The following is a 22,542-nucleotide window of genomic DNA, read 5'->3' as shown; positions in this document are numbered from 1 at the left end:
CACTGCGGGCATTTCAAGCGGGCGTTACGCCGGCCTTGAGGTTGCTCCCCTTGCCCCGGTCGCCGCCTTTGCGTGTCTTGGTCATGAACACCAGGATGCCGGCGATCAGCGACACCACCGCAAGGCCGATCAGGCCGCCCTCGATGGAGCCGGTGTGCTGTTCCAGGTAGCCGAAGGTGGCCGGGGCGACGAAGCCGCCCAGGCTGCCGACCGAGTTGATCAAGGCGATCACTGCCGCGGCGATGCGAGCATCCAGATACGCCTGAGGGATCGGCCAGAACAACGAGGACGCCGCCTTGAAGCCGATGGCCGCGAAACAGATGGCGATGAAGGAGAACACCGGGCCGCCGGTGGTGGACATGAACAGGCCAAACGCAGCGACGATGAACGCGGCCGATGCCCAGGCCTGCTGCCACTTGTAGCGTGCAGCCAGCGCGGCGAAGGCATACATGGCGGCAACCGAGATGACCCACGGGATGGAGTTGAACAGGCCGACTTCGAAATCGCCCAACCCGCCCATCGAGCGGATGATGCTCGGCAGCCAGAAGGTGCAGCCGTAGATGGTCAGCGAGATCGAGAAATACAGGAAACAGAACAGCAGGATCTGTGGGTCGCGCAGCAAGGTGAATACCGAGTGCCTGCGCGCATCGCTTTCGCCTGCGGCCAACTCACGCTGGCGCTGCTCGTCATCAATGCACGCGGTCAGCGCCTGGCTCTCTTCCTGGGTCAGCCACTTGGCGTCCTTGGGCAGCGAGTCCAACCAGAACCACACAAAGCCGCACAGCAGCACCGAGAACATCCCTTCGATGAAGAACATCCACTGCCAGCCGTGCATCCCCAGGCCTTCGATGTTCAGCAACGCGCCGGACAAAGGGCCGGAAATGATCGAGGCAATGGCCGAACCACTGAGGAAGATTGCCATGGCCTTGCCGCGCTCAGCGGCGGGCAGCCATTTGGTGAAGTAGTACACCACCCCTGGGAAGAAGCCCGCCTCGGCGACGCCCAGCAGGAAACGCAGGATGTAGAACCAGGTCTCGTTGGGGACGAACGCCATGGCGGTTGCCACGATGCCCCAGGTGAACATGATGCGGGTCAGCCAGACCTTGGCGCCGTAGCGTTGCAGCAGGATGTTCGACGGCACCTCGAACAACGCATAGCCGATGAAGAACAGGCCCGCGCCCAGCCCATAGGCCGCAGCGCCGATACCCAGGTCGGTTTCCAGGTGGCTGCGCACGAAGCCGATGTTCACCCGGTCGATGTAGTTGACGATGAACATCACCACGAACAGCGGCAGTACGTGGCGTTTCACCTTGGCGACCGCACGCGCGACGACCTGCGGGTCGGTAGAGCTTTGGAGGTTATTCACTGGATCGATTCCCGTTCATTGTTTTTGTGGGATGCGTCGATCATGTACCTGGGGATTATTACCGTCTAATCTATTTAAATATTCAATTGATACCTGGATTGGATCAATGTTCGAACTCCACCAATTACGTTGCTTCACCACAGTCGCCACAGAGTTGAGTTTTCGCCGCGCCGCCGAACGCCTGAACATGACGCAGCCGCCGCTTAGCAGACAGATCCAACTGCTCGAACACAGCCTGGGCGTCGAGCTATTCACCCGCAGCACTCGCAGCGTGGCCCTGACGGTGGCCGGGCGGGCCTTCTTCATCGAGGCGCAGCACCTGCTGGAGCGCGCTCACCAGGCCGCCGTTTCGGCACGGCGTTTCGCGGCTGGCGACATCGGCTCGGTGAACATCAGTTTCGTGGGCAGCGCGGTCTATGAATTCCTGCCCAAGGTGATCGCCGAGGCACGCATCAATCAGCCCCACGTGAAGATCACCTTGAGCGAGATGAACACCTACCAGCAGCACGAGGCCCTGCGCAGCCATCGCATCGATCTGGGGATCGTCCGCCAGCCCTTGCTACAGAGCGGTTATGAAAGCGAATGCCTGGTGCGCGAACCTTTCGTGCTGGCCATACCTGCCCAGCACCCGCTGGCCACGGCCTCCAAGGTGGGCGTCGGGGACCTGCACGGCGTACCGTTCCTTATGTACTCGCACTCGGCCTATCCACCCTTCAACGAACTGCTGACCGGCATGTTCCGCTCCGCCAGCGTCGCCCCTGACTACGTGCAATGGCTGGGCTCTTCGCTGACCATCCTGGCGCTGGTGAATGCGGGCTTGGGACTGGCGCTGGTGCCTCGTTGTGCGACCAACGTGGTGTTTCGCAACGTGATATTCCGCGAAATCGACCTGGGCGAAGGCATCCGGAGCGAACTGCACTTGGTGTGGCGCAGCAACAACGACAACACCGCCTGCACCATGCTGCTGGAGGCCATTCGTAGTGCAGTGGCCCGGGAACTACGAGATGCCGAGGCCGACTGAGCGGCCTCGGCAGAGTTTGCTTGATGCAACCGGTCAGGCGTTTCCAGGCTGTACCACCCGCTGGGTACCCAGGCGGCTCATCCACACCGAGGCGAGAATCACCGTCCCGCCCAACAACAGACGCCCCAGCGGCTCGTCCTGGTTCCAGATCATCAGGTTCAGCAGCAGCCCCACCGGCACGTGCAGGTTGTTCATCACCGCCAGCGTGGCACCGGGCACCATGCATGCGCCCTTGTTCCACCAGTACAGGCCCAGTGCGGTCGGGCACAGGCCAAGGAACAGCAACACCAGCCATTGCACGTCGGTAGTCGGCAAATGCTGGGTATTGCCGAACAGCAGGAACGCCGGAAGCACGACGATCAGCGCGCCCAGGTAGAAGTAGCCGAAACGCCTGTAGTGCGGCAGGTCGCTGGGGTGACGGGCGACCAGGTGGCGGTACAGCACCTGGCCGGCGGCGTAAGTGAAGTTGGCCAGTTGCAGCAGCAGGAAGCCGATGAAGAAGTCGCCACTGATGCTGTCGAAGCGAATCACCGCCGCACCCGCCACCGCCACCAGCGCAGCCAGCAGCGCCCAGGGGTTGAAGCGCCGGTTCAGGGCGTCTTCGATCAGGGTCACGTGCAGCGGCGTGAGGATGGTGAACAGCAGCACTTCCGGCACCGTCAGCACGCGGAAGCTCAGGTACAGGCAGACATAGGTAATGCCGTATTGCAGCGCGCCGATCAGCAGCATCGAGCGCATGAAGCGCGGCTCGACCTGGCGCCAGCGGGTCAGCGGCAGGAACACCAGCCCCGCCAGCACCACCCGCGCCAGCACCGCGAAGTAGCTGTCGACATGACCGGCCAGGTATTCGCCGATCAGGCTGAAGGAAAACGCCTGGATCAGCGCGACGATAATCAGGTAGCCCATGGTTGCCTCTCGAAAATCAAGGCGGCGACCTTAGCGGGTTGCGGGGTGGCAGGGCAACTGCGTGAGCACCGCTGTTGCTCAACCCGCCTGCTCAAGCTCCCGCGCCAGTACCTCGAGCAACTGCGCCGCCGGCATCGCCCGGGCCAAGGGCGCGCCCTGCCCGGCCCATTGCACGGCGAAATCGCTGTTGCCCTGGGCGCTGGCGGCGGCAGTGAGGGCCTTGTTGGCGTCGTAGGTATAGGGGTAGTCCGGCAATGCCTGGGCCGGCAGGCTGAAGTTGCGGTTGACCATGCCCCGCGCGGGCCTGCCGGAAATGGCGCTGGTCACCTGGGTGTGGTGCGCACGCGGCCCTTGCAGCGCCTCGCGGAAGGCCGCATTGGCCGCCGACTCAGGGCAGAGAATGAACGCGGTCCCCAGCTGCGCGGCAGCAGCGCCCAGGCCCAGCACACTCGCGATACCGGCGCCGTCCATGATCCCGCCTGCCGCGATGATCGGCAGTTCGCAGTGCCGTTTCAGCACACGTACCAGCGCCAGCGTGCCCATCTGGCGATCGGCTTGCGGCTCGAACACCCCGCGATGCCCGCCCGCCTCGTAGCCCTGCGCCACCAGCGCATGCACACCGGCGCGTTGCGCCAGCTCGGCCTCAGCCAAGGTCGTCACGCAACACAGCAGCACGATACCGGCGGCCTTCAGGGCATCGACGAAAGGCTGCGGCGGCAGGCCGAAATGAAAGCTCACCACGGCAGGCTTCTCTTCCAGCAGCATTTGCAACATGGCCGGGGCTTCAATGAAGGATTGGTAGATTTCCTTCAGCACCTTGGGCGGTTGCGCCCCGAACTCGGCAAAATTCGGCGCCAGTGCCTCGAGCCAGGCCGCCTCGCGCTGCTCGTCGCGCAGCGCCGGGCGGTGGCAGAACAGGTTGACGTTGAAAGGCTGAGGCGTCAGGGCGAAGGTCTCGCGGATCATCGCCCGCGCCTGCTCCACGGCGCTTGCGCCAATACCGATGGAGCCCAGCCCGCCGGCATTGGAAACCGCCGCAGCCAGGGCCGGTGTCGACACTCCAACCATCGGTGCCTGGATGATGGGCAGCCTGATATTCAACAGGTCCAGCAGTTCATCGCTCATGCTTCGCTCCGCAACAGTCAACTAAAGCTCGCCCGTGAGAAATTGCGCCCGCCCCCGGCCAAACGACCAGTCGGCATCGCCGTTTTCCACCATGGACACGATCAGGTCATCGGCATGCAGCCCGCAGGCGAATTGCAGCTTCTCGGCCAACAGATGATAGAACGCCACCTTTTCATCGGTGCTGCGCTTGCGCGAAACCACTGTCAACAGCACCACATCGTGGGAGCGCCGGTAGCCAAGCCCAGTGTCGCACAGCATCAGCTCGCCGGCCTTGTGCTGGGTGACGCATTGATAGCGGTCGCTCTCGGGTACACGAAACGCCTCGACCATGGCCTGGTGGGCGGTGTCGAGCAGCAGCTGCAATTGCCGCTCGTCGCGGCCTTGGATCACATCGAACTTCAACAACGGCATGTCTGTTGACCTTGTCGAGCGGGTGCGCACATCCCTGCGTACAGCCGGGCTCTGGTTAATCGGCTATCGGGCAAGCGCCCGGCGCAACTTTACGCGCCGAAAAATACCCACGTAAAATGATGATTAGATATCTCATAAATCATAAAAAGTGATAGGTAGGCGATTCATGGAAATGCGCCAGTTGAAGATCTTCTGCGCCGTGGCCGAAGCCGGCAGCTTCACCGCTGCCGCCGCAAAGATAAACACCGTGCAGTCCAACGTGACCATGCGTATCAAGGAGCTCGAGGCCGAGCTGCAACGCGAGCTGTTCATCCGCAAGAAAACCGGCGTGACGCTGACCGCTGCGGGCGAAACCTTTCTCGGCTATGCCAGGCGCATCCTGCAATTGACCGATGAGAGCCGCAGCGCCCTGCTCGATACCGGCATCCCCACAGGCCCGTTACGCCTGGGTTCGATGGAAACCACAGCAGCCATCCGCCTGCCGAGAATCCTCACCCAGTACCGCGAACGGCACCCCGATGTGCACCTGTCACTGCTCACCGGCACCACCGCCGAGTTGATCAAGGCCATCGAGAGCCATCGCATCGACGGGGCCTTCGTGGGAGGGTTCCACCAGAACGCCGCGCTCACCCAGCAGGAAATGTTCAATGAAGAGCTGATGCTGGTCAGCAGCGACCAATTCAACTCGCTGGACGCGCTGATGGCCAAGATGCCATCTCAGACCGTGCTGGTGTTTCGTACTGGCTGCTTCTATCGCTCCACCTTGGAGAACTGGTTCTATCGAGTGGGCGTGGTACCCAACCAGATCATGGAAATGGGCACGCTCGATGGCATCCTCACCTGCGTGGCCGCCGGCATGGGGGTGACCCTGCTGCCCAAGTCGGTGGTGCAGAACTGCAGCGTGCGCGCGTCGCTGCGTTGCCATGCGCTGCCAGCCGAGTTCTCCCACATTTCCACGGTATTCATCCGCCGCGCCGATGCAACATCAACCTCGGCAATGAATGCCTTCGTCGCGCTGGCGCAGCAAAAAGCTGCCGCGACTGCCTGACAGGCAAAAAAAAGCCCAGCCACCATTGGCCGGGCAGGTACACCGAAGGAGCAACAGGTGTCAGGGTTGGGAATTCGTGTTACGCCACTGCCGCCAGCTTCGCCTTGGCCTGGTTCAGGCCTTTCTCGTAGAAGTCGCCGCTCATGTTCAGGCCTTCGGCATGGATGAAGTCGACATCGTGGATGCCGATGAAGGCCATGACTTGGCGTAGGTAAGGTTCCTGGTGGTCGCTGGTGGCGCCGGCATGGATACCGCCACGGGCGGTCAGCACAATGGCGCGCTTGCCGATCAGCAACCCCTGCGGGCCGGTGGGGGTGTACTTGAAGGTGACGCCGGCACGCAGCACGTGGTCGAGCCAGGCCTTGAGGGTGCTGGGGATGGCGAAGTTGTACATGGGCGCTGCCATCACCAGCACATCGGCGGCCAGCAATTCGTCTGTCAGCTCATTGGAGCGCACCAGCGCCTCGGCCTCGGCGGCGCTGCGCTCGCCCTCGGGTTTCATCCAGCCGCCAAGCAGGTTGGCATCCAGGTGCGGTACTGGGGTCACGGCCAAGTCACGTACGGTGATCTGGTCGCTTGGGTGAGCGGCCTGCCATTGCTGGATGAAATCGCGGGTCAGTTGACGGGATACGGAATCCTGCTGGCGGGCGCTGCTTTCGATGATCAGTACGCGGGACATGGGGTGCCTCCATCGGCATAAAGGGGTGCGATTCGATGGAGGTGAGATTAAGGCTTGACCTATCGATAAAAAAGCGTAAAAAATCGCTTCAATCTATCGATTAAATTGTTTATTCGGGCTTGCAGCTCAAAGCGATGCGCAGCTTGATGATCTGCCGGTTGAACTTGGCGGTCACATCCACGCTCTTGCCAGCAGGCACATTGACCCGGCGTACCCGTGGCGCCTCGGGGCCATTGCGCATCGTCACCTTGCATGCAGCGGCAACCTGCCCATAGTTGTTCAGGGTGATCGAGCCGATGTCGTAGGCCGTGTCGTAGGCGGTGTAGTCGAGCTTGACCCCTTCGATTTCCTTCTCCACATCGATGGGGTAGGCCATGGCGCTCAGGGGCAGGAACATCAGCAGTACCGCACAACATTTCTTCATTTGGCGCTCTCCTTGTGAGAGCGCAGCTTAGGACAACAGGAGCCGAAGATGAAAGCGCCGCGCGTGACCCTGGACCAGTGGCGAACCCTGCAGGCAGTGGTCGACCACGGCGGCTTCGCACAGGCTGCCGAGGCCCTGCACCGCTCGCAATCCTCGGTGAGCTACACCGTGGCGCGCATGCAGGAGCAACTGGGCGTGCCGCTGCTGCGTATCGACGGGCGCAAGGCGGTGCTGACCGAAGCCGGCAGCGTGCTGCTGCGCCGCTCCCGGCACCTGGTCAAGCAGGCCAGCCAGCTCGAAGACCTGGCCCACCACATGGAGCAAGGCTGGGAGGCCGAGGTGCGCCTGGTGGTCGACGCCGCCTACCCCAGCGCCCGCCTGGTACGCGCCTTGAGCGCCTTCATGCCGCAAAGCCGCGGCTGCCGGGTGCGGCTGCGTGAAGAGGTGCTTTCAGGGGTCGAGGAAGTGCTGCACGAAGGCATCGCCGACCTGGCCATCAGCGGCTTCAACATTCCCGGCTACCTGGGCACCGAGCTGAGCGCAGTGGAGTTCGTCGCCGTCGCTCACCCCGAGCACAACTTGCACCGCCTGGGCCGCGAAATCACCTTCCAGGACCTGGAAAGCCAACTGCAGGTGGTGATTCGCGACTCGGGCCGCGCGCAACCGCGCGACGTCGGCTGGCTCGGCGCCGAACAACGCTGGACCGTCGGCAGCCTGGGCACCGCCGCCACCTTCGTCGGCAGCGGCCTGGGCTTTGCCTGGCTGCCCCGGCACATGATCGAGCGCGAGCTGCGCGAAGGCGTGCTCAAGCCTCTGCCGCTCGACCAGGGTGGCAGCCGCCACCCACTGTTCTACCTTTATTCGAGCAAGGAAAAGACCTTGGGCCCGGCCACGCAGATCCTTATCGAACTGTTGCGCAATTTCGACACCGCGCCGCTGGACGTGCCCTTCGCAGCCCCCCCGCAAGCCTGAGAGGACCGCGCCCATGGCCTGTTTCGAACACGACGGATGCCTGCTGCATTACGAGGAACATGGCCAGGGCGAACCCCTGGTGCTGCTGCATGGCCTGGGCTCGAGCAGCCAGGACTGGGAAATGCAAATACCCGCGCTGAGCCAGCACTACCGGGTCATCCTCATGGATATCCGCGGCCACGGCCAGTCGTCCAAACCGCGCTCGGGCTACCGCATCAAGACCTTCAGCGAAGACCTGCTGGCCCTGCTCGAGCACCTGAACACAGGGCCTGTGCACTTCACCGGGCTGTCCATGGGCGGCATGGTCGGTTTTCAGTTTGCCGTCGACCACCCGCACTGGGTGCGCAGCCTGTGCATCGTCAACAGCGCCCCGGAGGTCAAGCGCCGCACCCGCGCCGACTGGGTGTGGTGGGCCAAGCGCTGGGGCCTGGCGCGCATTCTCAGCGTCGAGACCGTGGGCAAGGGCCTGGCCGAACGGCTGTTTCCCAAGCCCGAACAGTTCGAGCTGCGGCGCAAGATGGCCGAGCGCTGGGCGCGCAACGACAAGCGCGCCTACCTGAAAAGCTTCGATGCCATCGTCGACTGGGGCGTGCAGGAACGCATCGGGCAGATCGCCTGTCCTACCCTGGTGATCGCTGCCGACCACGATTACACCCCGATACAGTTGAAGGAGCGCTACGTGGCAATGATTCCCCAGGCAAGGCTGGCGGTGGTCGAAGATTCCCGGCACGCTACGCCCCTCGATCAACCCGAGGTCTTCAACCAGACCCTGCTGCAGTTCCTCGCCGCAGCCTCCACCTCTCAAGGATCTTTGAGCCCATGCTGAAAAAACTCCTGCTCACCGCCTGCTCGGTCGCCTTCGCCACCAGCGTCATGGCGTCGGACAAGACCCCTCACGTGCTGCTGGACACCAGCTTCGGCCAGGTGGAAATCGAGCTCAATGCCGAGAAAGCCCCGCTCAGCACCAAGAACTTCCTCGAGTACGTCGACGCCGGCTTCTACAACAACACCATCTTCCACCGCGTGATCCCGGGCTTCATGGCCCAGGGCGGCGGTTTCACCGACCAGATGGTGCAAAAGTCCACCAAGGACCCGATCCGCAACGAAGCCAGCAACGGCCTGCAGAACACCCGCGGTACCCTGGCCATGGCCCGCACCTCCGACCCGAACTCGGCCACCAGCCAGTTCTTCATCAACGTGGCCGACAACGACTTCCTCAACCCTGGCCGCGACCGTGGCTACGCGGTATTCGGCAAGGTGACCAAGGGCATGGAGGTGGTCGACCAGATCGTCAATTCGCCCACCACCGTGAAAAAAGGCATGCGCGATGTGCCGGCCGATCCGGTCTACATCAAGTCAGCCAAACGCATCGACTGATCGCGGGTCTCACAAGGACGTGACACCTCCCGCCAGTCGGGCCCGACAGGAGTTACCATGCTGTACCGCCGTTTCGAGCAGTTGATCGACATCTTCCGCGAGGCGCCCAGCGAAGCGCCGCCCGGCAAGGTGCTGCCGTTCTACCTCTATTACCTGCGCCAGGTGTGGCCGAGCTTTCTCGCCCTGCTTCTGGTAGGCCTGGTGGCCTCGATCATCGAGGTCGCCATGTTCAGCTACCTGAGCCGCATCATCGACCTGGCCCAGGGCACCCCCAATGCCAATTTCTTCAGCGACCACAGCGGCGAATTGATCTGGATGCTGGTGGTGGTGCTGTTGTTGCGCCCGGTGTTCTTCGGCCTGCACGACCTCTTGGTGCACCAGACCATCAACCCCGGCATGACCAGCATGATCCGCTGGCAGAACCACACCTACGTGCTCAAGCAGAGCCTGAATTTCTTCCAGAACGACTTCGCCGGGCGCATCGCTCAACGCATCATGCAGACCGGCAACTCGTTGCGCGACTCGGCGGTGCAGGCGGTGGACGCGCTGTGGCACGTGCTGATCTACGCGGTCAGCGCGCTGGTGCTGTTCGCCGAGGCCGACTGGCGCCTGATGCTACCGCTGCTGGCCTGGATCGCCTGCTACATCGCTTCGCTGTGGTACTTCGTGCCCAGGGTCAAGGAGCGCTCGGTGGTTTCTTCCGACGCCCGCTCCAAGCTGATGGGCCGTATCGTCGACGGCTACACCAACATCGCCACGCTCAAGCTGTTCTCCCACACCGACTACGAGCAGCAGTACGCCCGCGAGGCGATCCGCGAACAAACCGAGAAAACCCAGCTGGCCGCCCGCGTGGTCACCAGCATGGACGTGGTCATCACCACCCTCAACGGCCTGCTGGTGGTCACCACCACGGGGCTTGCGCTGTGGCTGTGGAGCCAGTCGCTGATCACCGTCGGCGCCATCGCCCTGGCCACGGGCCTGGTGATTCGTATCGTCAACATGTCCGGTTGGATCATGTGGGTGGTCAATGGCATCTTCGAGAACATCGGCATGGTCCAGGACGGCCTGGAAACCATCGCCCAGCCGGTCACCGTCAACGACCGGCCCAACGCCCCGGCGCTCAAGGTCAGCCGCGGCGCGGTGCACTTCGAGAACGTCGACTTCCACTACGGCAAGGGCCGCAAGGTCATCGAGGCGCTGAACCTGGATATCCGCCCCGGCGAGAAGATCGGGCTGATCGGCCCATCCGGCGCGGGCAAGTCGACCCTGGTCAACCTGCTGCTGCGCTTGTACGACATCGACGGCGGACACATCACCATCGACGGCCAGGACATCGCCACGGTCAACCAGGCCAGCCTGCGTGCGCAGATCGGCATGATCACCCAGGACACCTCCCTGCTGCACCGCTCGATCCGCGATAACCTGCGCTATGGCCGCCCCAACGCCAGCGACGAGGAGATCTGGGATGCGGTGTGTCGGGCCAGGGCCGACGAGTTCATCCCGCAGCTTTCCGACGCCCAGGGCCGCATCGGTTTCGACGCGCACGTGGGTGAACGTGGGGTGAAGCTCTCCGGTGGGCAGCGCCAGCGCATCGCCATTGCCCGGGTGCTGCTGAAGAATGCGCCGATCCTGATCATGGACGAAGCCACCTCAGCGCTGGATTCGGAGGTGGAGGCGGCGATCCAGGAGAGCCTGGAAACCCTGATGCAGGGCAAGACGGTGATTGCCATCGCCCACCGGCTTTCCACCATCGCCCGCATGGACCGCCTGGTGGTGTTGGACAAAGGCCATATCGTCGAGACGGGTAGCCACACCGAGCTGCTGGCCCAACGTGGGTTGTATGCGCGGTTGTGGCATCACCAGACCGGTGGATTCGTCGGGGTGGACTGATTAGCCTTGTCGGGCTTTTAGTGGGAGCGGCCTTGTGTCGCGCCCACAGATCTTGCCTCTTCCTCAATCCCGCCGATACGGCAACATCCCCCGCGCCTGCTCGGCATACTCCCTCACGCCTTCGCGCTCCTCGGCCAGGAACTCATCCACCGCGCGCTTGAGCCCCGGATGCAGCAGGTAGTGCCACGAGCGCGTCAGCACCGGTTCGAAGCCGCGTATCAACTTGTGCTCGCCCTGGGCACCGGCATCGAAGCGCTGCAACCCGGCATCGATGGCGAAGTCCATGCCCTGGTAGAAGCAGGTTTCGAAATGCAGCCGGTCGAATTCATCCAGGCAGCCCCAGTAGCGACCATAGAGGCTGTCGCCGCCCAATAGGCTCAAGGCCATCGCCACATCACGCCCATTCTGACGCGCCACTACCACCCGCACGGCCTCGGGCATGCGCTCGGCCAGCAGGCTGAAGAACTCACGGGTCAGATACGGCGCGCGGCGGCGCACGGCATAGGTGTTGGCGTAGCACAGGTAGATGAAATCCCAGCGCGTCTCGTCCAGCTCATCGCCACGCAACCACTGGAAGTCGATGCCCTGCCCCGCCACCTGCTCGCGCTCCTTGCGCATCTGCTTGCGCTTGCGCGAACTCAAGGTGTCGAGAAAATCCTGGAAATCGCGGTAGCCCGGGTTGCGCCAGTGGTACTGGCAGCCCAGGCGCTCCATCCAGCCCGGCAGCCCGGCAATACGCTCGTCGAGGGCGTCGTCGGTGAAGTTGATATGCGCCCCAGAAAGCCCGCCCTTGACCAGGTACTCGGGGATGGCCTGCAACAGCAGCAAGCCATCCTCGGCGTTTTCGGCCAGCAGGCGCGGCCCGCTCACCGGGCTGAACGGCACCGCGCCGAGCAGCTTGGGGTAGTAGGCGATGCCTGCACGCTCGCAGGCGTCGGCCCAGCCATGGTCGAACACGTACTCACCGAACGAATGCCATTTGCGGTAGGCCGGCAGCAGCGCGCGCACCTGCCCGTCACGCTCCAGTACCAGGTGCTCGGCGGCCCAGCCGGTGTCGGGCACGACACTGCCGCTGTCTTCCAGGGCACTCAAAAAAGCATGGCGCAGGAAGGGTTGGCCCTCCGGCACCAGGGCATCCCAAGTGGTCGCAGGCAGGTCACGCAAGTGGGCGAGGCTGTACAGGCTGGTCACGATATCAACTCGCTGCGAAGAGGTCGCCAGTATCCCGGATGTAGACCACGACACTCAAATCGAGCGCACGACAGAACAAAAGTATTAATCACAGTGCCACTAAATAGACATCGTTCTGTCATTACCCCTCGCAATACTTGCGCCTGTTTTCCGGAACCCCAGAACCTGTCTAGCCAGGCGTTTTCCGAAGACATGCCAACTTGGGGGTGGGCGCAAAAGCCTCCCCACATTTTCCAACAGGGAGAACCTTATGCGTCTTGTTTCTACACTTACTGGAGTTAGCCTCACCGGCATGATGCTGGCACTGAGTGCTCCAGCCAGTGCTGCTGTCGACGCCAAGCTGCTCGAAATCCTCCGCGCCAATGGCTCGATCAACCAGGCGCAGTACACCGAGCTGCAAGCCGACCTGGCAAAGGAAACCAAGGAAAAGGCCGACTTGAAGGCTCAGTCCGAGCGCATGACCTCGTTCGAACAGAAAGTCGCCTGGGCCGCCAAGACCCAGGTCAAGGGTGATGTCCGCCTGCGTTACGAAGACGTCAACGTCGACGACCCACGCAGCGGCAGCGGCAACCAGGACCGCGAGCGCGTGCGTGCCCGCGTCGGCTTCTACAGCCAGATCAACCCTCAGGTCGACGCTGGCGTGCGCATCGCCACCGGCAGCGGCGCAGATGGCCGCTCGACCAACCAGAGCCTGGACAACTACTTCGAGAAGAAATCGCTGTGGGTTGACCTTGCCTACCTCGACTGGCACCCGACCGCCGTCCCCAACCTGCACCTGATCGGCGGCAAGATGCCACAGCCGTGGGTGAGCATGGGCGACATCATCTGGGACAGCGACCTGAACCCAGAAGGCGTGGCCGTCACCTACAAGACCAACCTGGGCGGCGCCGAGCTGTTCGGTAGCGCCGGTCACTACACCCTCGACGACAACGTCGACGGCGACGGCGTGCAGTTCAAGCACGACACCCAGTTGTACCATGGCCAGTTGGGCGCCAAGTTCAATGCAGCCGACACCGTCAAGGTCACCGTGGGCGGTAGCATCTATGCCTACGACAACGACAAGGAAGCGACTGCGCTGCAAGCGTTCGGCAACACCACCAACGAGTTCAACCTGGTGGAAGGCTTCGGTCAAATCGACTTCACTGGCTTCGCCATCCCGCTGTCGGCTTATGGCCAGTACGTCAAGAACACCGAAAGCACCGACGATCGCGACCAAGCCTGGTTGGCCGGTCTGAAGACCAAGGTTGGCGCCTGGAGCCTGGACTACAACTACCGCGACGTGCAGCGTAACGCGGTGGTCAGTGCCTTCACCGACTCCGACTTCGGTAACGGCTTCACTGGTTCCCGTGGCCACAAGTTCAAGGTCGGTTATGAAATCGACAAGAACTTCTCCCTGGGCGCGGCCTACCTGATGGCCAAGACCGACTTCTCGCAGCGACCAAACACCAACGCTGACGTAGATACCCTGCAAGTCGATCTGGAAGCCAAGTTCTAACGCGCAACGCTCCCTTGCTTCATTCAGCGGGAAGTGCCTACCCCATCTGGCGCTTCCCGCTTTTTTTCGTCTGCTGAAATGCGGCGGCCCCTTCGCGGCGGTTCGGCGCGAAGGGGCCGCCGCCGATATCAGACCTTGCGCAGAATCACGCTACCAATCGAATACCCCGCCCCGAACGAACTCAGCACCGCCACCGAACCTTCGGCCAGGTCATCCTGGTAAAGGTGGAAAGCGATCACCGACCCGGCAGAGCTGGTGTTGGCATAGCGGTCCAGGATCACCGGCGCGTCTTCCTTGGCCACTTCATGGCCCATCAGCTTCTTGACGATCAGCTGGTTCATGCTCAGGTTGGCCTGGTGCAGCCAGAAGCGCTTGACGTCGGAGGGTTGCAGTTGGTTCTCGGCCAGGTGCTTGCCGATCAGCTCGGCGACCATCGGGCAGACTTCCTTGAACACCTTGCGGCCTTCCTGCACGAACAGCTTGTCACGCGCCCCCTCGCCTTCTTCCGCCGCACGGTTGAGGAAACCGAAGTTGTTGCGGATGTTGTTGGAGAACGCGGTCAGCAGCTTGGTGCTGACGATCTCGAACTGGTGCTTGGAGGTGGCCTGGTCGGCGCGCTCGAGCAGTACGGCGGTGGCCGCATCACCGAAGATGAAGTGGCTGTCGCGGTCGCGGAAATTCAGGTGGCCGGTGCAGATTTCCGGGTTGACCATCAGGATCGCGCGAGCCTGGCCAAGCTGGATGCTGTTGGCGGCATTCTGGATGCCGAAGGTGGCCGAGGAGCAAGCCACGTTCATGTCGAAGCCGAAACCCTGGATGCCCAGTGCCTGCTGCACCTCGATGGCTACAGCCGGGTATGGGCGCTGCAGGTTGGAGCAGGCGACGATCACGCCATCGACATCGGCAGCCGTGCGACCCGCGCGCTCCAGGGCCTGGCGAGCGGCGGCCACGGCCATTTCGCAGAGGATCGACTGCTCGTCGTTGCTGCGCTCCGGCAGGTTTGGCTTCATGCGCTGCGGATCGAGGATGCCGGCCTTGTCCATGACGAAGCGGCTCTTGATGCCCGAGGCCTTCTCGATGAAGGCGGCATCGGACAGCGGTGCCGCTTGGACTTCGCCACGCTCGATGGCGGCGGCGTTGTCCTGGTTGAACTGGGTCGCCCAGGCGTTGAACGAGGCCACCAGTTCTTCGTTGGAGATGCTCTGGGCCGGGGTGTAAAGGCCGGTGCCGCTGATCACGACGTTATGCACGGTCGTTCCTCTGGTTCGTGGCCGTCGCCTGTCGGGCGATGGGCCGGGGCAGAATAATGGCACCTTAGTGCCAATTTGAAATCGTTGTGCGAGGGCTGCGCCCTCGATCGCGGGGCAAGCCCGCTCCCACAGGGGGAGCGCCGTGCTCGAGAGCGGCGCAGTGTCTGTGGGAGCGGGCTTGTCCCGCGATGGGCCGCAAAGCGGCCCTAAAATTCGGCAAGTGTGCCACAAATCGGCAGGTTTAACCCTCCACCTGGGCCCACTGTTTACTCAGCCTTTTATCGGAAACCGCCACCTTGGTGCCCAACTGCTGGGCGAACAGCGATACACGGTACTCTTCCAGCCACCAGCGGTAGAGCGTCAACTGCTCATCACGCTTGCCCTCCTGGGCATGCTTGTCGGCCCGCGCCTTGTATTGCGCCCACAGGTTACCCAGCTCGCCACTCCAGACCCGGTCCTTCTGCACCTGCGCGCCGAGTTTTTCCAGACGCAGCTCGATGGCCTTGAGATAGCGCGGCAGCTCCTTGAACCACACGCCCGGTGTCTCGCGCACAAAGCCCGAATACACCAGGTTGCCCAACTGCTGCTTGATGTCGTTCAGCGCCACTGCCTGGCTAAGGTCGATCTTGCCCTTGAAACGCTTTTGCAGGCCGTGCCACAGCTTGAGCACCTCGAGCGTCTGGCGGGCCAGGCGCTCGGCGTGCTCAGCCCAACTGCCGCGCTTGCGCTCGGCCAGCGACGCCAAGGCCGCGCCATCACGCGGCAGTTGCGCCTCGCCTTCGAGCACGCAGCTGTCCAGGCTGGCCAGCAGGATGTCCTCGACCAGCGACTCGACCCGGCCCAGCTCGCGATACAGCAGGCCCAGCTCGGTCAACCCCGGCAGCTTGCCGCGCAGGTACTTGGAAGGCTCGGCCAGTTGTTGCAGCAACAGGCGCTGCAAGGCGCGACGGTGCTGGAATTCGGCCTCGGCCTGGGTCGAGAAGCGCCCTTCGCGCACCGTGCCGTTGTCTTCGACCAACGCCGGGTAGACCGTCATCGACAGCCCGGCGATCTTCTGCTGGGCGGTCTGCGCCACTTGCGAGAAGGCCTTGGCCTGCACCGGCTGCTCGGCTTTTTCGTTACGCGGCAAGGCCAGGGCGGCCTGGCTGGCAGCGGCGAAACGCGCGGTCAGTTCGGCCAGGTCGCGGCCTTCGCCAAGGAACTTGCCCTGGCCGTCGACCACTTCGATGTTCATCCGCAGGTGCCCTTCCACCAACCCGGCCGCCTCGGCCCAGGCCTCATCGGACACCCGCGCACCGGTCATGCGCAGCAGTTCCTGGCCCAGGGACTGGGGCAAGGCGCCCTGGCCGAAGCTCATGCGCGAGAGTGCGGCCTTGACGAAGTCCGGCACCGGCACGAAGTTCTTGCGCAAGGCCTTGGGCAGGTTGCGCACCAGCGCCACGCACTTGGCTTCCAGCAGGCCCGGAACCAGCCACTCCAGGCGCTCGCCCGGCAGGTTCGGCAGCAGCGGCGCGGGCACCCGTACAGTCACGCCGTCACGTGGGTGGTTCGGCTCGAAGTGGTAGCTCAGCGACAGGCGCAGCTCGCCCACTTGCAGGTGGTCGGGGTACTGCGCGGCAGTGACTTCACTGGCTTCACGGGCCAGCACGTCTTCTTCGCGCATGATCAGCAGGTTGGCGTCCTTTTGGCTGCCCATGCGGTACCAGCTGTCGAAGGTCGCGGTCTGGTGGATTTCCGCCGGCAAGCGCGCTTCGTAGAAGGCGTAGAGGGTTTCCTCATCGGCCAGGATGTCGCGCCGGCGCGCCTTGGCTTCCAGTTCGTCGAGCTGCTCCAACAGGCGCTTGTTGGCCGCCAGGCACTTGGCCTTGGACTGGATTTCACCGCCCACCAGGCCCTCGCGGATGAACAACTCGCGCGACACTACCGGGTCGATGGGGCCGAAATGCACCGGGCGGCGGCCCACCAGGATCAACCCGTAGAGGGTGATCTGCTCGTAGGCCACCACCTGGCCACGCTTCTTCTCCCAGTGCGGCTCGAAGTGGTTCTTCTTGATCAGGTGGGTGGCCAGCGGCTCGATCCAGTCCGGCTCGATCTTGGCCACCATGCGCGCATACAACTTGGTGGTTTCCACAAGCTCAGCGGCCATCACCCACTGTGGGCGCTTGCGGCCGATGCCGGAAGAGGGGTGCACCCAGAACCGCCGCTGGCGGGCGCCTTGGTAATCGCCTTCCTCGGTCTTTTGGCCGATCTGGCTGAGCAGGCCACTCAAGATCGCCTTGTGCACCCGCTGGTAGTCCGACGCTTCCTTGTTGACTGCCAGTTGCAGGTCTCGGCAGATCAGCGCCAGTTGGCGATGTGCGTCGCGCCACTCGCGCAGGCGCATGTAGCTGAGGAAGTTCTTGCGGCACCAGGTGCGCAGCGGGTTGGCGGTGAGTGCCTGGCGTTGTTCTTCGAAGCCGCGCCACAAATTGACCAGCGCGGCGAAGTCGGAATCGACGTCCTTCCACTGGGCATGGGCCTGGTCGGCAGCCTGCTGGCGCTCCGGCGGGCGCTCGCGTGGGTCTTGCACCGACAGCGCGCTGGCGACGATCAACACCTCTTGCAGGCTGCCCTGGCGTGCGCCCTCGAGCAGCATGCGCCCCAGGCGCGGGTCGATCGGCAGGCGCGCCAGCTGGCGGCCGAGCGGGGTCAGTTGGTTCTCGCGGTTGACCGCCGACAGCTCCTGCAACAGGTTGAAACCGTCGCTGATGGCCTTGCCATCTGGCGGCTCGATGAACGGGAAGGCATCGATCGCCCCCAGGCGCAGGTGCAGCATCTGCAGGATGACAGCAGCCAGGTTGGTACGCAGTATCTCCGGGTCGGTGAAGGCCGGCCTGCCGTTGAAGTCTTCCTCGCTGTACAGGCGGATGCAGATACCCGGCTCGACCCGGCCACAACGGCCTTTACGCTGGTTGGCGCTGGCCTGGGACACTGCCTCGATGGGCAGGCGCTGCACCTTGGCGCGGTAGCTGTAGCGGCTGATGCGCGCGGTGCCGCTGTCGATCACGTAGCGGATGCCCGGCACGGTCAGCGAGGTTTCCGCGACGTTGGTCGCCAACACCACGCGCCGACCGCTGTGGGACTGGAAGATCTTCTGCTGCTCGGCCGGGGTCAGGCGCGCGTACAGCGGCAATATCTCGGTATGGCGCAGTTGCGCCTTGCGCAGAATCTCCGCCGCGTCGCGAATCTCGCGCTCGCCGGGCAGGAACACCAGCACATCGCCCGGCCCCTTGCCGACACTGCGCTCGTGTTGGGCGATCTCGTCCAGGGTGGCGAGAATCGCCTGGTCGACGGTCAGATCGTCTTCGACCCGGTTGCCCTCTTCGTCCTGCTCGCTGGTCAGCGGGCGGTACCAGGTGTCCACCGGGAAGGTGCGCCCGGACACCTCGATGATCGGCGCATCGTCGAAGTGCTTGGAGAAGCGCTCCAGGTCGATGGTCGCCGAGGTGATGATCAGCTTGAGGTCAGGGCGGCGAGGCAGCAGGGTCTTGAGGTAGCCGAGCAGGAAATCGATGTTCAGGCTGCGTTCGTGGGCTTCGTCGACGATGATCGTGTCGTAGCGCTCGAGGAAGCGGTCATGCTGGGTTTCGGCCAGCAGGATGCCGTCGGTCATCAGCTTGACCAGGGTGTTGGCATCGCTCTGGTCCTCGAAGCGCACCTGGTAGCCGACCAGCGCTCCCAGCGGCGTGCCCAGCTCTTCAGCGACCCGCGTCGCCACGCTGCGCGCGGCGATACGCCGGGGCTGGGTGTGGGCGATCAGGCCATGGCTGCCACGGCCCAGCTCCAGGCAGATCTTCGGCAACTGGGTGGTCTTGCCCGAACCGGTTTCGCCGGCAATCACCAGCACCTGGTGTTCGGCCAGGGCCTTCTTGATCTCGTCGCGCTTGGCGGCGATCGGCAGGCTGTCGTCGTAGCGAATGCTAGGCACGCTCTGCTGGCGAGCCAGTACCTGGGCGCAGGAGGCCTGGGCCTTTTCCGCCCATTGCGCCAGCTTGGCCTCGTCGGGGCGCTTGCGCAGTTCGTGCAATTGCCGCCGCAGGCGGTGGCGGTCGGCGATCATGGCGTGGTCGAGGTTGTTCAGCAACTGGTCGATGGCGTGGTCTGTCATGGGGCTTTTTGAGTAGTGCAGGTGGGCCTGCTTTTTCATGATCGGCATTCGAGAGGGGCGGGATTGTCGCAGATTTGCCGGTTTTCCGCTGCCTGTACCGGCCTCTTCGCGGGCAAGCCCGCTCCTACAGAGTTCTCCACCATCCCTGTGGGAGCGGGCTTGCCCGCGAAGGGCGCACCACAAATGTTTAGCCAGATGCGAACTGAACATCGCCATTCGCTGCTTTAATCAACCTTACCCAGCATGTGAGTATCCAGGGCATGATTCCCGACCCGACCGCCCCACGCGCCCTACCCCGCCCTTCCCAGCCGAAGGCCAGGGCTCGCGCTGGCGAAAACCCGTTGGTCCACATCATCCTCGCCTTCTGGGCCTTGTGGCACTGCCGCCACGCACGCCCACCGGATACCTCGCCCGTTTTGCACTGACGTCAAACGCAGCTCGCCCGGCTGCCTGAAATCCGTCCGACGCACCGCACAGCTTGCGGTGGTCCTGCATGCCCCTGGCGAAGGGGCGCGAGCGAACCCATCATGCACTTTGCCAACCCCGAGCAAGCCCGACAATTCCTGGCCGCCAACCCCGATATCGAGCTGTTCGAGCTGTTCATCCTCGACGCCAATGGCGTGCCACGCGGCAAGCTGCTGCACCGTGACGAGCTGCTAGCCGTGTACGAAAGCGGTCGCCCCCTGCCCAGCACCATCCTCGGCCTGACCTTGAACGGCGACGATGTGGAAAACTCCGGCCTGGTCTGGGACGTGGGCGATATCGACTGCCGCGCCTACCCCCTCGAAGGCAGCCTGGTGCGCCTGCCCTGGCGCCGCGTGCCGACCGCCGCGGTGCAGGTCAGCATGCACCCCAGCGAAGGCCTGCCGGCCAGCGTCGCCGACCCGCGCCACGTGCTGCTGCGCACCCTAGATGCACTCAAGGCCGACGGCTACTACCCAGTCATGGCCTGCGAGCTGGAGTTCTACCTGCTCGACCAGCAACGCGATGCCCATGGCCGGCCGCAGCCTGCTCTGGACAACGACGGCGGGCGCCCATGCACCACCCAAGTGTACGGCCTGCGCGAGCTGGAGCAGATCGAACCCTTCCTCGCCGACCTGTACGCCGCGTGCAAGGCCCAGGGCATTCCCGCCCGCACGGCGATTTCCGAATACGCCCCCGGCCAGGTGGAAATCACCCTCGAGCATGGCGATGCGCTCAGCGCCATGGACCAGGCCGTGCGCTACAAGCGCCTGGTCAAGGGCATCGCCAACGCCCACGGCATGCAAGCCTGCTTCATGGCCAAGCCGTTCGGCAACCTGGCCGGCACCGGCATGCACATGCACCTGAGCCTGGCCGATGCCGAGGGCAACAACCTGTTCGCAAGCCAAGACCCGGCCGGCACCCCGCTGCTGCGCCAGGCGGTGGCCGGCATGCTGCGCCACCTGCGCGAATCGCTTTTGTTGTTCTGTCCCAACGCCAACTCGTTCCGCCGCTTCCAGGCCAACAGCTATGCGCCGCTGGCGCCCACCTGGGGCGTCGACAACCGCACGGTGAGCCTGCGCGTGCCGGGCGGCCCGGCCAACAGCCGACACATCGAACACCGAATTTGTGGCGCCGACGCCAACCCCTACCTGGCCGCCGCCGCCATCCTCGCCGCGACCCACCAGGGCCTGCGCGGGCAACTGGACCCCGGCGCGCCGGTCGAGGGCAACGGCTACGCCCAGGCCACCGAGCACCTACCCACCGACTGGCTCACCGCCCTCGACGCCCTGGAGCGTTCCGACTGGGCGCGCGAAGCCCTGGGTGAGGCGTTTCTCGGCGTGTACCTCAAGGTCAAGCGCGCCGAGTATCGCCAGTTCATGGCCGAAGTCAGCGAGCAGGACTGGCGCTGGTACCTGCACCAGGCCTGAGCCCACCCTATTGCCAATGAAGGAACCCTGCATGAACGCAGCATCGAACAACGGGCCGGCCCAACGCGCGCCGTCCTATTACAGCGCCACCCTCAACGACCCCACCGAGTACCCCACCCTCAAGGGCACCGAGCAGGTCGACGTGGCCATCATCGGCGGCGGCTTCACCGGCGTGGCCACTGCTGTGGAGCTGGCCGAGCGCGGCCTGAAGGTGGCCATCGTCGAGACCCACCGCATCGGCTGGGGCGCCAGCGGGCGCAATGGCGGGCAGGTCACCGGCAGCCTGTCGGGCGACGAGACCATGCGCAGCCAGATGCGCGCACGCCTGGGCAGCGAGGTGGACGACTTCATCTGGCACCTGCGCTGGCGCGGGCACCAGGTGATCGAGCAACGCGTGGAGCGCTATGGCATCCAGTGCGACCTCAAGCGCGGCCACCTGCACACGGCAATGAAGGCCTCACACATGGACGAGCTGCGCGCCTTCGAAGCCGAGGCCCAGCGCCGCGGCATGGGCGAGCAGGTCGAGCTGCTCGACCGCGATGGCGTCGCCCAGCACCTGCAAAGCCCGCTGTACATCGGCGCGCTGAAGAACCGCCGCAACCTGCACCTGCACCCGCTCAACCTGTGCCTGGGCGAGGCCCGCGCGGCGCACGGCCTAGGCGCGTTGATATTCGAGAACTCCGAGGTGCTGGAGATCGTCCACGGGCCGCGGCCGGCAGTGGTGACCGCCCAGGGCCGGATCGAGGCGCGCCAGGTGATGCTGGCCGGTGATGTGTACCACAAGCTGGAAAAACGCCAGCTCAAGGGCAAGATCTTCCCGGCCATGGGCGGTATCGTTACCACCGCGCCGCTGGGCGAACTGGCCGAGCAGATCAACCCGCAGGACCTGGCTGTCTACGACTGCCGTTTCGTGCTCGACTATTACCGCCTGACCGCCGACAAACGCCTGCTGTTCGGCGGTGGCGCCAACTATTCAGGGCGTGATTCGCGGGACATCGAAGCGGAACTGCGCCCCTGCATCGAGCGCACCTTCCCAGCGCTCAAGGGCGTACCGATCGAGTTCCAGTGGAGCTGCGCCATGGGCATCGTGGTCAACCGCATTCCGCAACTGGGCAAGCTGTCGGACAACGTCTGGTACTGCCAGGGCTATTCGGGGCATGGGGTGGCCACCAGCCATATCATGGGCGAGATCATGGCCGAGGCGCTGACGGGCACGCTGGAGAAGTTCGACACCTTTGCGGCGTGCAAGCACATCAAGGTGCCGATGGGGGACTTGCTGGGGAATCCGCTGTTGGCGGCGGGGATGTGGTACTACCAGATGCTCGAAAAATTGCGCTGAATTCACAGG

At 64.0% G+C, this 22,542-nt stretch carries 18 protein-coding genes; 9 read left to right on the top strand and 9 right to left on the bottom strand.

The features are described from left to right. Positions 1-13: 13 nt before the first annotated feature. Entirely contained in the window at positions 14-1,366 is a 1,353-nt protein-coding gene (locus tag ACQKPE_RS01880) for an MFS transporter (RefSeq protein WP_427663070.1), read from the bottom strand. A 106-nt stretch (positions 1,367-1,472) separates the two neighbouring features. Here ACQKPE_RS01880 and ACQKPE_RS01875 point away from each other — a divergent pair, with 106 nt between their 5' ends. Beyond that, complete coding sequence (locus ACQKPE_RS01875) at positions 1,473-2,387, top strand: LysR family transcriptional regulator (RefSeq protein WP_427663069.1); 915 nt, start codon at positions 1,473-1,475, stop codon at positions 2,385-2,387. Positions 2,388-2,420: 33 nt separating this feature from the next. On the opposite strand, the gene ACQKPE_RS01870 is transcribed toward ACQKPE_RS01875, so the two are convergent. The 3 genes from ACQKPE_RS01870 to ACQKPE_RS01860 all read right to left on the bottom strand — a co-directional run bounded on the left by ACQKPE_RS01870 (position 2,421) and on the right by ACQKPE_RS01860 (position 4,829). Then, on the bottom strand, positions 2,421-3,293 hold the full coding sequence (locus ACQKPE_RS01870) for a carboxylate/amino acid/amine transporter (protein WP_427663068.1): 873 nt from the start codon (positions 3,291-3,293) through the stop codon (positions 2,421-2,423). Positions 3,294-3,371: 78 nt separating this feature from the next. Next, positions 3,372-4,418 carry an NAD(P)H-dependent flavin oxidoreductase gene (locus ACQKPE_RS01865; protein ID WP_427663067.1) on the bottom strand — a complete coding sequence of 349 codons (1,047 nt, stop codon included), beginning with the start codon at positions 4,416-4,418 and terminating at the stop codon, positions 3,372-3,374. A gap of 21 nt (positions 4,419-4,439) precedes the next feature. Then, entirely contained in the window at positions 4,440-4,829 is a 390-nt protein-coding gene (locus tag ACQKPE_RS01860; protein WP_427663066.1) for a tautomerase family protein, read from the bottom strand. 166 nt (positions 4,830-4,995) lie between these two features. Between ACQKPE_RS01860 and ACQKPE_RS01855 the strand changes: the two genes are divergently transcribed. Next, on the top strand, positions 4,996-5,877 hold the full coding sequence (locus ACQKPE_RS01855) for a LysR family transcriptional regulator (protein WP_427663065.1): 882 nt from the start codon (positions 4,996-4,998) through the stop codon (positions 5,875-5,877). A gap of 79 nt (positions 5,878-5,956) precedes the next feature. Here the strand turns inward: ACQKPE_RS01855 and ACQKPE_RS01850 are convergent, their stop codons facing one another. Together ACQKPE_RS01850 and ACQKPE_RS01845 are read right to left on the bottom strand one after the other, a co-directional pair. Continuing rightward, positions 5,957-6,556, bottom strand: coding sequence for an FMN-dependent NADH-azoreductase (locus tag ACQKPE_RS01850; protein ID WP_427663064.1), 600 nt, complete (start codon positions 6,554-6,556; stop codon positions 5,957-5,959). Between the two features lie 109 nt (positions 6,557-6,665). Next, the gene (locus tag ACQKPE_RS01845) at positions 6,666-6,980 is read right to left on the bottom strand and encodes a 3-phosphoglycerate kinase (protein WP_427663063.1); all 315 of its coding nucleotides are present in this window, start codon (positions 6,978-6,980) and stop codon (positions 6,666-6,668) included. A 48-nt stretch (positions 6,981-7,028) separates the two neighbouring features. Between ACQKPE_RS01845 and ACQKPE_RS01840 the strand changes: the two genes are divergently transcribed. The 4 genes from ACQKPE_RS01840 to ACQKPE_RS01825 are packed head-to-tail and all read left to right on the top strand — an operon-like array spanning position 7,029 to position 11,219. After that, positions 7,029-7,952 carry a LysR family transcriptional regulator gene (locus ACQKPE_RS01840; RefSeq protein ID WP_427663062.1) on the top strand — a complete coding sequence of 308 codons (924 nt, stop codon included), beginning with the start codon at positions 7,029-7,031 and terminating at the stop codon, positions 7,950-7,952. Between the two features lie 13 nt (positions 7,953-7,965). Next, complete coding sequence (locus ACQKPE_RS01835) at positions 7,966-8,778, top strand: alpha/beta fold hydrolase (RefSeq protein WP_427663061.1); 813 nt, start codon at positions 7,966-7,968, stop codon at positions 8,776-8,778. After that, positions 8,772-9,329 (top strand): peptidylprolyl isomerase, encoded by a 558-nt coding sequence (locus ACQKPE_RS01830; protein WP_427663060.1) that lies wholly within the window; start codon positions 8,772-8,774, stop codon positions 9,327-9,329. Before ACQKPE_RS01835 ends, ACQKPE_RS01830 begins: the two co-directional genes overlap by 7 nt. Before the next feature lie 57 nt (positions 9,330-9,386). Then, on the top strand, positions 9,387-11,219 hold the full coding sequence (locus ACQKPE_RS01825; RefSeq protein WP_427663059.1) for an ABC transporter ATP-binding protein: 1,833 nt from the start codon (positions 9,387-9,389) through the stop codon (positions 11,217-11,219). 63 nt (positions 11,220-11,282) lie between these two features. Here the strand turns inward: ACQKPE_RS01825 and ACQKPE_RS01820 are convergent, their stop codons facing one another. Continuing rightward, positions 11,283-12,410 carry a GNAT family N-acetyltransferase gene (locus ACQKPE_RS01820; protein WP_427663058.1) on the bottom strand — a complete coding sequence of 376 codons (1,128 nt, stop codon included), beginning with the start codon at positions 12,408-12,410 and terminating at the stop codon, positions 11,283-11,285. 250 nt (positions 12,411-12,660) lie between these two features. Here ACQKPE_RS01820 and ACQKPE_RS01815 point away from each other — a divergent pair, with 250 nt between their 5' ends. After that, entirely contained in the window at positions 12,661-13,905 is a 1,245-nt protein-coding gene (locus ACQKPE_RS01815) for a putative porin (protein ID WP_427663057.1), read from the top strand. Between the two features lie 128 nt (positions 13,906-14,033). On the opposite strand, the gene ACQKPE_RS01810 is transcribed toward ACQKPE_RS01815, so the two are convergent. Together ACQKPE_RS01810 and hrpA are read right to left on the bottom strand one after the other, a co-directional pair. After that, positions 14,034-15,155 carry a beta-ketoacyl-ACP synthase III gene (locus ACQKPE_RS01810; protein ID WP_427663056.1) on the bottom strand — a complete coding sequence of 374 codons (1,122 nt, stop codon included), beginning with the start codon at positions 15,153-15,155 and terminating at the stop codon, positions 14,034-14,036. A 241-nt stretch (positions 15,156-15,396) separates the two neighbouring features. After that, the gene (gene hrpA, locus ACQKPE_RS01805; RefSeq protein WP_427663148.1) at positions 15,397-19,302 is read right to left on the bottom strand and encodes an ATP-dependent RNA helicase HrpA; all 3,906 of its coding nucleotides are present in this window, start codon (positions 19,300-19,302) and stop codon (positions 15,397-15,399) included. A gap of 527 nt (positions 19,303-19,829) precedes the next feature. Between hrpA and ACQKPE_RS01800 the strand changes: the two genes are divergently transcribed. Together ACQKPE_RS01800 and ACQKPE_RS01795 are read left to right on the top strand one after the other, a co-directional pair. Next, the gene (locus tag ACQKPE_RS01800) at positions 19,830-21,194 is read left to right on the top strand and encodes a glutamine synthetase family protein (protein WP_427663055.1); all 1,365 of its coding nucleotides are present in this window, start codon (positions 19,830-19,832) and stop codon (positions 21,192-21,194) included. A gap of 31 nt (positions 21,195-21,225) precedes the next feature. Continuing rightward, on the top strand, positions 21,226-22,533 hold the full coding sequence (locus tag ACQKPE_RS01795; protein WP_427663054.1) for an FAD-dependent oxidoreductase: 1,308 nt from the start codon (positions 21,226-21,228) through the stop codon (positions 22,531-22,533). Positions 22,534-22,542 lie beyond the last annotated feature (9 nt).

The sequence above is a fragment of the Pseudomonas sp. NPDC089554 genome (assembly GCF_050280645.1).
Lineage (GTDB): Bacteria > Pseudomonadota > Gammaproteobacteria > Pseudomonadales > Pseudomonadaceae > Aquipseudomonas.
This window is presented reverse-complemented; position numbering and strand designations above follow the sequence as displayed.